Source organism: Clostridium sp. (assembly GCF_050717545.1).
In the GTDB taxonomy this organism is placed as follows: Bacteria; Bacillota; Clostridia; order Clostridiales; family Clostridiaceae; genus Clostridium_AD.
Window position 1 is genome coordinate 74449 of the sequence record NZ_JBOITN010000036.1, and the last position, 12782, is coordinate 87230.

General features: G+C 32.2%; 10 protein-coding genes and 1 pseudogene. 1 reads left to right on the forward strand and 10 read right to left on the reverse strand.

All coding sequences use genetic code 11. The features are described 5' to 3' along the window. Positions 1-70 precede the first annotated feature (70 nt). The 10 genes and pseudogenes from rpoN to ACREVX_RS12565 all read right to left on the reverse strand — a co-directional run bounded on the left by rpoN (position 71) and on the right by ACREVX_RS12565 (position 11337). Complete coding sequence (rpoN, locus tag ACREVX_RS12520; RefSeq protein WP_431544565.1) at positions 71-1441, reverse strand: RNA polymerase factor sigma-54; 1371 nt, start codon at positions 1439-1441, stop codon at positions 71-73. A 124-nt stretch (positions 1442-1565) separates the two neighbouring features. Then, a complete protein-coding gene (locus ACREVX_RS12525) occupies positions 1566-2498 on the reverse strand; it encodes an ABC transporter permease (protein WP_431544511.1) in 933 nt (310 codons plus the stop codon). Further along, entirely contained in the window at positions 2491-3597 is a 1107-nt protein-coding gene (locus ACREVX_RS12530; protein ID WP_431544512.1) for an ABC transporter permease, read from the reverse strand. Before ACREVX_RS12530 ends, ACREVX_RS12525 begins: the two co-directional genes overlap by 8 nt. Further along, positions 3590-5131, reverse strand: a complete 1542-nt coding sequence (locus ACREVX_RS12535) for an ABC transporter ATP-binding protein (protein WP_431544566.1) — start codon at positions 5129-5131, stop codon at positions 3590-3592. Before ACREVX_RS12535 ends, ACREVX_RS12530 begins: the two co-directional genes overlap by 8 nt. Positions 5132-5285: 154 nt before the next feature. Next, positions 5286-6392 (reverse strand): BMP family lipoprotein, encoded by a 1107-nt coding sequence (locus ACREVX_RS12540; RefSeq protein ID WP_431544514.1) that lies wholly within the window; start codon positions 6390-6392, stop codon positions 5286-5288. A 133-nt stretch (positions 6393-6525) separates the two neighbouring features. Continuing rightward, a pseudogene (locus tag ACREVX_RS12545) lies at positions 6526-6753 on the reverse strand (glycine/sarcosine/betaine reductase complex selenoprotein A); the annotation flags it as partial. A gap of 10 nt (positions 6754-6763) precedes the next feature. Continuing rightward, positions 6764-7690 (reverse strand): thioredoxin-disulfide reductase, encoded by a 927-nt coding sequence (gene trxB, locus ACREVX_RS12550; protein ID WP_431544516.1) that lies wholly within the window; start codon positions 7688-7690, stop codon positions 6764-6766. A 28-nt stretch (positions 7691-7718) separates the two neighbouring features. Further along, the gene (locus ACREVX_RS12555) at positions 7719-8186 is read right to left on the reverse strand and encodes a tRNA (cytidine(34)-2'-O)-methyltransferase (protein WP_431544517.1); all 468 of its coding nucleotides are present in this window, start codon (positions 8184-8186) and stop codon (positions 7719-7721) included. Positions 8187-8201: 15 nt separating this feature from the next. Beyond that, positions 8202-9755: a MutS-related protein gene (locus ACREVX_RS12560; protein WP_431544518.1), complete on the reverse strand. Its 1554-nt coding sequence runs from the start codon at positions 9753-9755 to the stop codon at positions 8202-8204. 754 nt (positions 9756-10509) lie between these two features. After that, a complete protein-coding gene (locus ACREVX_RS12565; RefSeq protein WP_431544519.1) occupies positions 10510-11337 on the reverse strand; it encodes a Cof-type HAD-IIB family hydrolase in 828 nt (275 codons plus the stop codon). 379 nt (positions 11338-11716) lie between these two features. Between ACREVX_RS12565 and ACREVX_RS12570 the strand changes: the two genes are divergently transcribed. Further along, positions 11717-12757: a M42 family metallopeptidase gene (locus ACREVX_RS12570; protein ID WP_431544520.1), complete on the forward strand. Its 1041-nt coding sequence runs from the start codon at positions 11717-11719 to the stop codon at positions 12755-12757. Positions 12758-12782 lie beyond the last annotated feature (25 nt).

The window sequence follows — 12782 nt, forward strand, 5'->3', positions numbered from 1 at the left end:
ACTTTTTACAAATTAGTATTTCAAAGAAATTGTTAACATTATGTTAACGAATCGACAAATAAGCATATTATTAAAATCTTTTCCTTTTACTTGAGCTTTTAATTTCCATCTCTTCTCTATATTTTGCTACAGTTCTTCTTGAAATATGCATACCTTCAATATTTAATCTGTTACAAATTATTTGGTCTGATAGAGGTTTTTTAGGGTCTTCCGTATCCACTATAATCTTAATAACTTTTTTAATATTAATTGTTGATATATCCTCTCCACCTGACGCAGATACTATTCCATTAGTGAAAAAATCTTTTATCTTAATTATTTTTCCATTGTTTATACTAACATATTTTTCTCTAATCGCACGACTTATTGTGGATTCATGCATTTCTAAATTATTAGCAATTATCTTAAGCGTCATTGGTTTTAAATATTCTTCGCCAACTTCAAAATATTCTTTTTGAACGGACAAAATTTCTTCTAGAACTCTATACACTGTGTTCTTTCTTTGCTGGATACTTTTAATAAGAAACATTGCGCTATTAAGTTTCTCTTTAACATATTCTACAGCCTCTACATCATTTTCGTTTTTAATAATTTCCTTATACATACTATTTATATTAAGTTTTGGAAGCACATCTTCATTCATATAAATAAAATATTCACCGTCAATTTTATTAATGTATGCATCAGGGACAACATATTTAACACTCTCACCGGTATAAAATCCCCTTGACGGCTTAGGTTCTAATTTTTTTATTATATCTGCATATTCTTGTACCTCGTAAGTTTTAACCTTTAATTCTTTAGCTATATCATTATATTTATTTTCTGCTAATAACTCTAAATAATTATAGATTACTTTATAGATATTTTCATCATCATATCCCAAATTATGTAATTGAATTGCTAGACATTCTCTTAAATCCCTAGCTCCTATACCTTCAGGATCTAAACCTTGAAAAACTTTAAGTGCATCTTCTGCCTTTTCATTTGATATTGCGAGTTCCTTGCATATCTGAGATAGATTTTCAGATAAATAACCCTTGTTATCCAAATTCTCAACTAGATATTTACATATGTTAATAATATCGAGGTGTTGATTTAATTCGCCTATCTGTTCCTTAAGATAATCCTTAAGAGATTTTTCCTGTGCAATGTAATAAAAAGGAGATACCTCATCACCTTCACTTTTATTTACATAATTCGTTCCCTTATAACCATCCTTATCTAGATACTTAATTATCTCTTTGTAATCATTTACATCGTTTGTAGCATTTTTATTGTTTTGTAACTCTCTTTCCTCAAGCACTGGATTCTCTTGCATCTCTTTACTAACATATTGTCCTAACTCATATGCTGACATTTGAAGGAGTTTAATAGACATCTGCATTTCTTGCGTCATTATCAATTTTTGTTCTTGAACCAGATTTAATCCAAAATTAATGTTCATATTATCTATCACCTCACATAAATCACATTATAAATATTATAACATATCACTGATATATTATGCATTAGGTTAAAACAAAAAACCTTAGCATATGCTAAGATTTTTTATTTTTAATATCTTACCTTGATCCCTTATCGTATGGCTTACCACTAGCTAATGGTCCTGTTGTTTTCCCAACAAACCCTGCAAGAGCAACCATAGTAAGTACATATGGAATAACTGTATATACTTCTGAAGGAAGATTTATGCTAAGTCCTTGAGCAAATATATCAAATGCACTACCAAACGCAAACAATAAACTAGCACCAAACGCTCCAAAAGGCTTCCAATTCCCGAATATAACAGCTGCTAAGGCTATAAATCCACGTCCTGACACCATTCCTTCTCTGTAAAGCGGAGTTATTCCAAGAGACAAAGCCGCCCCGCCAATGCCCGCAAGCATTCCTGATAAGATGACACATAAGTATCTTATTTTATAAACATTTATTCCTAATGTATCAGCAGCCTTTGGATGTTCTCCCACAGCTCTAATTCGAAGTCCTAAAGGCGTTTTATATAATACATAATGGGATATAAATACTAAAACAATAGCCAATATAACAAACCAATTTAGCTGTGATATTAACTTACCTATCAATGGTAAATTTTTAATAAAATCTGGTATGTTATATGATAACCCTGCAACTATATCAGTTTGACCACCTTTACCATCAAATAACTTAAATATTAAGAAGCTAGAAAGAGCAGTTGCAAAGAGATTTATGGCTGTACCTGAAATTACTTGGTCTGCGCGTAAATGTATACTTAAAACGGCATGTATTAGCCCCAAAACGCCCCCAGCTATCATGCCATAAATTATACCTACTACAGGGCTTCCCGTAACGTAACTACCATATACTGCAAAGAAAGCTCCTATAGCCATCATGCCTTCAAGTCCAATGTTTACTACACCTGATTTTTCAGAAAATATACCACCAAGGGCCGCGAAAATTAGAGGCGTAGCTATTCTTAAAGTTTGCCCAACCAAATTAATCAAAATAATACTACTCATTTGCAATCACCTCCTTCTTTTTCTTTTCAGAGAAGTACTTAACAATATAATCTGTTGCTACAAATATAATAATTATAGCCTGAATTAAATAAACTATCTCTTTTGGTATTCCATTGAGCTGAAGAGTTCTAGAACTACTATTTAAAGTTCCAAACAATAAAGCTGAAGCTATACATCCAATAGGATTACTTTTAGCAAGCAGCGCAACCGCAATACCATCAAAGCCATAAGACGGAAGTGCCATAAAGTCTTTTACATTATGAAGTACACCTGCAACATGGGTCGCCCCACCAACTCCTGCTATTGCTCCAGAAATCACCATAGCTAGCACAATGTTTTTTGCTACATTAATTCCACCATACTCTGCAGCGTGTGGATTTATACCTACCGCTCTTATTTCGTAACCAACGGTAGTTTTCCATAATAACCAAAATATGAATATAGCTACTGCAATAGCTAAAAATATACTAACATTAGCACCACTTCCAGCAACAAACCTATGAAGCTGCGCGCTCTTTTGTATGTTTGGAGTACTTGATTTACCTGCCACTCCAAATCCAGTTCTTAATACAAGAAAATTGGCAAGTGCCATAGCTATATAATTCATCATAATAGTATTAATAACTTCATGAGTACCTACTTTAGCCTTTAAATATCCAGGTATAGCACCCCACATTCCACCAGCTATAAATCCAGCAAGAATCATCAAAATTATATGAATTACAGGATTTAATCCTGTAATTATTCCTACAGCTGCTCCCGCTAGCATCCCAAGTATAAATTGCCCGGCAACGCCTATATTAAACAGCCCACATTTAAATGCTACAGCATTTGCAACTCCTGTAAATATTAATGGAGTTACTTCTGAGATAGTAACAAATGTTACTCTCTCGTTACCAAACCCACCTCTATATATAAGTCCAATCAAATCACCTAAAGCAGAAAAATACTGTAATATGGAATACCCTTTTGCCCACATTACAAATAACACTGCAACAAACATAGAAATAACTATAGAAAGAAAAGGAAAGGCAAGTACTTTAATTATGTTTTTTACCATTTGTATAAAATTATTATTTTTATCTACTTCTTTATTCATTATCTATGCCTCCTTCTCTGACCTCTTTAAGCGTTCCACCAGCCATAAGTATTCCCAGTTTTTGCTCGGTAGCATCAACCCTTTCCAGGATATCTACTATTTTCCCATCATACATTACAGCTATTCTATCTGATAATGACAATATTTCATCAAGTTCTAGGGATACGAGTAAAACAGCCTTACCTTTATCACGTTCTCCAACTAATCTTTTGTGAATATATTCAATTGCACCAACGTCCAGCCCCCTTGTAGGTTGAGCCGCTATTAGAAGTTCTGGATCTTTTGAAATTTCCCTAGCTGCTATAAGTTTTTGTTGATTACCACCTGATAACGCCTCAGCGTTTACATCTTCATTCGGAGTTCTAACATCAAATTCTTCAATAAGTTCATTGCAATGTTTCCTAATTTCTTTGTAATTCATAACAATGCCTTTACTAAACGGTTTATTTCTATGAATCCCAAGAATTGAATTTTCAACTAGAGAGTAATCTAATATAAGTCCTCTTTTTTGTCTATCTTCTGGTATATGTCCAACACCCGCTGACATAATGTCTCTTGGTGACTTGCCATATATACTTTTACCATTTATTGTTATACTTCCGCTCATTGGTTTGCGAAGTCCAGTAAGAACCTCTAGAAACTGAGTTTGACCATTTCCATCAATTCCAGCTATTCCTAGAATTTCACCGCCATAAACTGTTAGGTTTAAATCCCTTACTGCGGGTAATCCTCTTTGATCCTTGGCGTTAAGATTTTCAATTTTTAATATTTCACCGCGAATCACAGCTGGATTCTTTTCCACAGTTAAATTAACTTTTCTACCTACCATAAGCTCGGCTAATTCGTCTATACTTGTTTCTTTAGTTTTTATTGATCCAGTTATCTTTCCTCGCCTAATTATAGTAACTCTATCACTCATACTCATAACTTCCTTTAATTTATGGGTTATAAGAATTACAGATTTTCCTTCTTTTTCAAGATTTCTTATTATAATTCCGAGTTCCTTAATTTCCTTAGGCGTTAAAACCGCCGTGGGCTCGTCTAGTATTAGAATTTGAGCTCCTCTATATAATGCCTTTAATATCTCAACTCTTTGTTGTTGCCCAACAGAAATATCTTCTATAATTGCAGTAGGGTCTATAGCAAAACCATATTTCTCTGAAATTTCTTTAACATCATGTATTGCTTTTTTCATATCAATTTTAAAACCTTTTCTTGGTTCTATACCTAATATTATATTTTGAGTAACAGTGAAATTATGTATAAGCATAAAATGCTGATGAACCATTCCTATGCCTAGTTTTATTGCATCATTAGGAGAAGATATATTAACTAGGTTACCGTTTACATAAATCTCGCCTTTTTCTTGTTTATAAAGACCATATAGAATATTCATAAGGGTTGTTTTTCCTGCGCCGTTTTCACCAAGAAGAACGTGAGTTTCGCCTTTTAACAACTGAAAATCTACATTATCATTAGCAACGGTTCCAGGGAAAATTTTAGTTATTGCTTTCATCTCGATTACCTTTTCGATCTGCTTTTCCATTTGCTCTTTCCTCCTTAAAGATTGAATCACCACTTATAGATGTAGAGGCTTTCCTCTTGAAAAATTACAAACTAACACTCTTTTAAAAAGAGCTAGATGTACTACATCTAGCTCCTATTGTATACTGAAATTCATTTACAAATTATTTTGTTTTAAAATCCATTGCTTCTTGTCTCGTTGCTGGAACAACTACTTCTTCAGATATAACTTTATCTTTGTAAGTTTTAACTTCATCTAATACAGCTTGAGGTACATTTTTACTAGAAGTATCTGCTATTCCTACGCCTTCCTCTTTTAACCCAAGTGAAATAACTGTGCCACCTTTAAATTTATTTTCTACTTGAGCTTTGGATTCATTATAAGTTGCTGTGTCAACTCTTTTGATCATGCTTGAAAGTATAACATCAGCATATTCTGGAACTTTCACAGCTTGATCCATATCTACGCCAATAGCCCAAACCACTTTTCCATTATCCTTTAATTCTTGAGTTGCTTTAAATAAACCAAGACCAACACCTCCTGCTGCATGATAAACTACATCGCAACCACCTTGATATAATGATTTAGCTAATTCATACCCTTTTGCTGCATCTGCAAAACTGTCTGCATATTTCACAGTTGTTCCTGCGCTTTTTCCATCAGAGCTTAATAGACCTTTTGCAGCTTCTGGATTAACTGATTTAACACCCGCTGCAAATCCAGTTTCAAACCTAAGTATTAACTCAGTATCTTTTCCACCAATAAACCCAATTTTATTAGTTTTAGTCATTTTTCCAGCAATAACACCCATTAAGAAAGAACCTTCTTGCTCCTTAAAATTAATTGATACTACGTTTGGAAGATTCACAACATCATCTACAATTGCAAAATTTTTGTCGGTATGATTGTTAGCAACATCTGTAATTGCATCCTTCATTTGATATCCAATAGCAAATGTTAAATCAGAACCCTCTTCAACTAATGATTCTAAATTTCCTACAAACTCTTCTTTTTGTTTAGATTCAAGTGGTTTATATGTAAACCCAAATTCATCTTTAGCCTTATTAACCCCTTCATTCGCCGATTGATTGAACGACTTATCGTTTAATCCACCTTCATCAGTTGAAAGTCCTATCATAATATCACTTTTTGCTACTTCCGTTGTTGGCGTTTCTGTTTTAACTTCTTCCTTGGTAGATTTGCATCCAACAAACAATGTTGCAACTACTGCCACTGATGTAAGTACTGCAATTAACTTCCTTTTATTCATATTAATTTTGCCCCCTTAAATAATTAGATAATTTTATTGTACTACACACATAATTATTCTACATGTACCTATTCTATAATTGTTTTAATAAAACCTCTTTATTATATATTTTTTATTATTTATAATCTCTATACTAATTACTAGCATACCTAGAGAACTTATCCCTAATTGATTTCACCCCAAAAATAATTTCATCTATATCTAAAACCATTTCCATCACTGCGCACTGCTCTTCATAAACTGATGCCTGGCAAATATCCTTTATTTCAGGTTCTACCATGTGGTATATAACAAGTCCCAAAGCAATTCCTGATAAAGGGCCCATTGATGTTTGATCTCCTTGCGTCACAACCACTGCGCTTTAATCCACTTTAATTAAATTTTTCCTCAATGTAATGCTCAGCATGGGTTGCTGCTATTGCACCGTCTGCAGTCGCTGTAATTATTTGTCTTAGTAACTTTTCTCTTATGTCTCCAGCTGCATACACTCCGGGTATATTAGTTCTCATTAATTCATCAGTAATAATATCTCCTCTAGTCGTCATATCTATTTTCCCTTTAAATAATTCTGAAATTGGAAGATATCCTACAAATACAAAACACCCATCTGCTTTTAATTCACGGGTTCCTCCTGTTTTAATATTTTTAAGTACTAAGTTTTCTAGCATTTCCTCGCCCTTAGCTTCCTCAACTACTGTATCCCAAATAAATTTTATTTTAGGATTACTAAAAGCCTTTTCTTGAAGAGATTTCGCAGCTCTTAGCTCATCTCTTCTGTGAATTACGGTTACCGTTTCACCAAATTTAGTAAGGTATATTGCTTCAGCTATAGCTGAGTCTCCACCTCCCAGTACTGCAATGTCTAAGCCCTCAAAGAAGTCAGCATCACAAGTTGCGCAATAAGAAATACCTTTTCCTCTAAGCTTCAATTCGTTTTTAAACCCACCAAGTCTAGGATATGATCCTGTTGTAATTATTATTGTTTTAGCTTTGTAATTTTCTTTCATGCATTTAACAACTTTAATATCACCTTCAAGTTTAACCCCCGAGACTTCCTCTGATACAAACTTAGTTCCAAACTCTTCCGCTTGCTCTTTCATTCTTATGCTTAATGATGCCCCTGTACAATTTTCAATAGAGCCTGGATAGTTATCTATTTCATTAGTTGTAGCCACCTGTCCACCGAACTCTGCCCTTTCAATAACCAAAGTGTCCATTTTTGATCTTGCTCCATAAAGTCCTGCAGATAATCCTGCCGGGCCTCCCCCAATAATTATAGTATCGTAAATATGTTCCATAATTTAAACCTCCTTATTTACATCTTTTTTATTTCATATCCTTAAATCCTATTTGCCTAAGAGCTTCATATACCACAATAGCTACGGTATTGGAAAGATTAAGTGAGCGAGTACTGCTGCTGATCATAGGAACTTTTATGCACCTATCTGGGTCACTGCCTCGTACACTATCTGGAAGTCCTGATGACTCCCTTCCAAATACTATAAAGTCCCCTTCCTTAAATTCTACCTCTGAGTGAAATTTCGTACTTTTAGTTGTAGAAAAATAAAAGGTTGAATCTTTATATTTTTCTCTAAGTTCTTCATATGATTCATGTATCTCTAGATCTAAAAATGGCCAATAATCTAATCCCGCCCTTTTAAGTTGTTTCTCCTCTAAACTAAAGCCTAAAGGTTTAATAAGGTGAAGTTTACAATCAGTTAGTACGCAAGTTCTCCCAATATTCCCAGTGTTTTGTGGAATTTCTGGTTGAAATAAAACTATATTTAAGTTCATTAATTAATCCTCCTATTATTCTATTGTCTCAGCCCTTTTATATGCTCCATTTGTTATTACTTTTGGATAATGCATATATTCTAAAAGCCTAATTGCATTTCTCGTTTGTGAAATACCCTTTTTTATCTTATAGTCAAAGCTTAAACCTTTTTTAGTATCAACTTTTTCACTAAAATAATAAAAGCCGTAATTCTTTTTCAAAATATCCACTAATTCTCTATCATGCGTAGCTACAATAGAAACACTTTTCCCATTATTTATATATGTTAATATCTCTGCAGACATAGATATTTTTTCTATTGGATTTGTGCCTCTAAATATCTCATCAATTGGACAAAATACAGGTACTTCCTTTTCTAGAGCTTTAATTATCCTAAGAATTGATTCAACCTCCGCCATATAGAAACTCTTTCCCTTTGTTAAATCATCATTAGGACTAATAGACGAGACTATATTGAAAAAAGGTGCCTTGTAATCTTTGGCCAAAACAAAATAAAAGGTTTGAGCCAAAATTATGTTTACCCCAAGCATTCTTAAGAAAGTAGACTTACCAGCCATATTGGTGCCAGTAAGTACTATCCCTCCTTTATCTATGTTAATTGAGTTGGCAACAGCATTCTCTATAAGTGGATGCACACCATCCTTTATATTTAAAGTAATTTCCTTTATAAAAGTAGGTTCTACATATAACTCTTTTAAATTCTCTTTATAACCAGCTATAGAAATTAATGCTTCTAATTCTCCAACTATATAATAAAGATCCATTAACACTGGTTTTTCCTCTTTTATTTTAGCTGATATAGAATAATAAGCACTCTCTTCTAGGAGAAATATTACAGATATAAATTCAAAAAATCCTCCCCACATATTTATAACCCCAATTAATTTTGTACTTCTTTCTATACCCTTTACATTTTTAAGCAAAGATGTTATTTGCTCCTTATAATAAGTAATACCTTTGTTATTTATACTTGCAATTTTTTTAGCTGCAACAATATTTTTTCTTAAATATAATATACCATTAGACTTAATCTCTTTTACTTCCGACGAATTTATAAGCATATTAATAGAACTTATTCCAAGTAACGCAAGCATATAACTTTTGTCTACAAATATAGCAAGTAAAATTGTAATCATCGGGATTATTTTACCAAGGAATGTATAAATATAATATTTAGCTTTATTTACGACAACATCTTGCCCCAACATATCTAAAAGGTAATTCTTGTAATCGCGATTCAATTCAAGAAAAATACACGAAAGACTTTCCCTTAAGTTATTATCCTCTTTTAATAACTTAATTACTCGTCCTCTTTCTTTAACCTTCTTGTCATTGAGTAGTGGATTTCTAAGCATGGAATATAAAGCAGCTTCCCCTGGAGTGCTATAAGCCCTATCCAATTTTGCATATACCTTATCCATATTCAAATCATCCCAGGTCTGATCATCTAAGGTGTATTCACCTTTTTCATTCATATCAAAATATTTTCTTGTCTTATTAAAATCTCTTGTCTTGTCAACTTCTCTCTTGTAATCACTTCTTATTGAACCTAAATACTTTCTGCTCATAGTAAAATAATCCTCCTGTGTTTATTATATTATACTCAAACCTAATAAATATTTCCAATATTTAAAGGTATTTGTGTTTTTATATCCCAATATCTAATATCTTCTCTGTACTATTGAAATAATGAGAGTTCTATCAAGCAACCAAAGTTACTTATCTATTCTTTAGCTTTATAATATACAACCTTATAATCCTTTAACTTAGTTTTACAATTCCAAGTATTTTATTTCAAAAGAAACTGTTACGTATCAAACCCGCAGCCTATCGGCTAAAACCTTTTGAATAATGGCTTTTAAAGCTTTTAAGTCTTCTCTTTTTTACTAATTCCCTCTTTTAAATACATCTTATTATTTAAACACCTTAGTATAATGTTTTTCCGGAGTGACTTGCAACAAGAAACGATAAACTATTAAATTTAATTTAGTAATTCTTCTTTTGCGAAGATAAACTTCCGCACTCCATATAGGAATCATAGCATTTTGATAATTATATGTTTTTCTTAGATTTTGCTAACGAAATTATATATTGCGCAGAATGCATTGAGCAAGCCTTAGTAATTCTTAATTTATTTTATTTGCAGGTGCGTAAGGAAAAATGCATGTTTGAGCGTTAGCGAGTTTGCATTTTTTAGCAACTGGTAATAAAATGAATTTTAGAATTACTTGGCGAAGCGAATGCATTTCTAGCAATATATAATTTTCGTTATAGCATAATCTAAGAAAAATCTCGTAACCATTAATTTTTAATTTCCTATTATTACATTCCTAGCACAAACTTCTCGATAGCTTTAGCTACCCCATCACAATTATTGTTATCAGTAACATATTTTGATGCCTCTTTAACATTCTCATCTGCATTTCCCATAGCAATTCCAAGCCCCGCATATTTAATCATAGATAAATCATTTTCACTATCTCCTATGCAAATAATTTGCTCTCTATCTATTCCATAATAATCTCCTAAAACTTTAACTGCATTTCCTTTTGATACTCCCTTATCCGTTACTTCAAAATTATCAAAATGAGAACCTACAACTTCAAACTCGTTCATATCTCTTATTGTTATTTTTGCTTTCATAATTTTTTCTAAATCCGAATCTATTCCTATCGCTTTAAAAATTTCGGCGTCATATTTTTTAAATATATCGTCCCAATTTTTCACCAGAACTACTTTAATTTGCTTGTCCTTTGGTAATGTTTTATTAATCTCCTCATAAAAATGTGAAGAGAATTCTACATTTTCTGTAAAAATCATCTCATTAGTATAAAAGTGTGGGTATATATTGTATTTTCTAAACACAGATATCAATTTTCTACATTTTGTAATACCTATTGATGCTTTATACACTACTTCATCCCTATCCTTTTCCTTAATATACGCCCCATTTGCTGCTATAACCGGTGACTTAACCCCTAATAAGTCCGAGAAAGATTCTGCTGAAGCAAAAATTCTACCTGTACATACCGCTATTCGCACACCTTTATCATTAGCGAGCCTTATAGCTTTAATATTCCTCTCACTAATATTTTTTTTATCATTTAATAAAGTACCATCCATATCTATACATATTAATTTATATTCCATATTTTTTTCTCTCCTCATACTTCTTTAGGTTTCATTATTTATCTATTAATTAAATTGTTTACTCTACTTATTTTACTATAACAAATAAAACATAACATAACGTTAATTAAACCGTTATGTTATGTTTTATTCTATTTCTTAGTATCAACTTCTACAATACTATAATTACCTTTTTCTTAATATACAATCTTTTTTTCTACTAATAATAAGTATACTACAAAAAAACTTTTATTCCTATACGATTAAGTTATTTGATTAAGTCTATAGATTGCAATATAAAATATCCTCTTACTACCTTAATCTAAATGTTTTAGTTCTAATCGGACTTGTTTCATGGTAAAATTATACTCATAATAATCCTATGATGAGGAGTGATAATATGATTTACGATGAAGAAAAAATTAAGTATTATTTAAAAAATATTTTATCAATACCGAGCCCTTCTGGGTTTACAGACAAAATCATGGACTACATAAAGGGCGAGCTTAAAATCCTAAACGTACCATATTTAATTACTAATAAAGGTGCAGTTATAGCTACCTTAAAAGGTAAAAATAATGATTATCAAAGAACATTTTCAGCTCATGTAGATACACTTGGTGCAATGGTTAAAAAGATAAATGACAGCGGCACTTTAGCAATAGATCCTATAGGTGGGTACATGATGAACTCAATAGAAGGTGAGAACTGCGAAATAGAAACTATTGATGGTGAAACCTTTACGGGAACTATTCAAAGCATAAAACCTTCAGTACATATTAGTGGTAATGATGCACGGGAGCTTAAAAGAATTGCTGAAAATATGGAAGTAATTCTTGATGAAAAAATTTCATCAAAACAAGAAGTTGAAAAACTAGGTATAAATGTTGGTGATTTCATTTGTTTTGATGCTAGAACATTATTTACAGAAAAAGGCTTTGTAAAATCTAGGCATCTAGATGATAAAGCTTCAGTTGCCATTCTACTTTATTCTATAAAATGCATTTTAGATAGTGGGATCCAGCTTCCATATACAACCAATATATATATTAGTAATTATGAAGAAGTTGGACATGGAGCATCGGCTGCAATTCCTCAAAAAACTAAAGAGTTTATATCTGTAGATATGGGTTGTCCTGGCCCATCTCAAAATTCATCTGAATATAGTGTTTGTATTTGCGCTAAAGACTCATCAGGTCCTTATGATTTAGAAATGCGCAAAAAATTAACATCTCTGTGCATACAAAAAAATATAGATTATAAAATAGATGTTTACCCTCACTACGGTTCTGATGCCTCTGCTGCGCTAATAGCTGGATGGGACATCAAAACAGCTTTAATCGGTGCTGGTATTTTTGCTTCACATGGATATGAAAGAACTCATATGGACTCAATATTAGCTACACTTAGCTTAATACTAAGTTATAGCATGTTAGAGTAATTAGCGCTAAAAAATAGAGTAGAAA

What these genes read in the sequence shown, in the direction of transcription:
- ACREVX_RS12525 (WP_431544511.1), bottom strand. Translation starts at nt 2,498, where the DNA reads ATGAGTAGTATTATTTTGATTAATTTGGTTGGGCAAACTTTAAGAATA.
- ACREVX_RS12530 (WP_431544512.1), bottom strand. Translation starts at nt 3,597, where the DNA reads ATGAATAAAGAAGTAGATAAAAATAATAATTTTATACAAATGGTAAAA.
- ACREVX_RS12540 (WP_431544514.1), bottom strand. Translation starts at nt 6,392, where the DNA reads ATGAATAAAAGGAAGTTAATTGCAGTACTTACATCAGTGGCAGTAGTT.
- trxB (WP_431544516.1), bottom strand. Translation starts at nt 7,690, where the DNA reads ATGGAACATATTTACGATACTATAATTATTGGGGGAGGCCCGGCAGGA.
- ACREVX_RS12555 (WP_431544517.1), bottom strand. Translation starts at nt 8,186, where the DNA reads ATGAACTTAAATATAGTTTTATTTCAACCAGAAATTCCACAAAACACT.
- ACREVX_RS12560 (WP_431544518.1), bottom strand. Translation starts at nt 9,755, where the DNA reads ATGAGCAGAAAGTATTTAGGTTCAATAAGAAGTGATTACAAGAGAGAA.
- ACREVX_RS12565 (WP_431544519.1), bottom strand. Translation starts at nt 11,337, where the DNA reads ATGGAATATAAATTAATATGTATAGATATGGATGGTACTTTATTAAAT.
- ACREVX_RS12570 (WP_431544520.1), top strand. Translation starts at nt 11,717, where the DNA reads ATGATTTACGATGAAGAAAAAATTAAGTATTATTTAAAAAATATTTTA.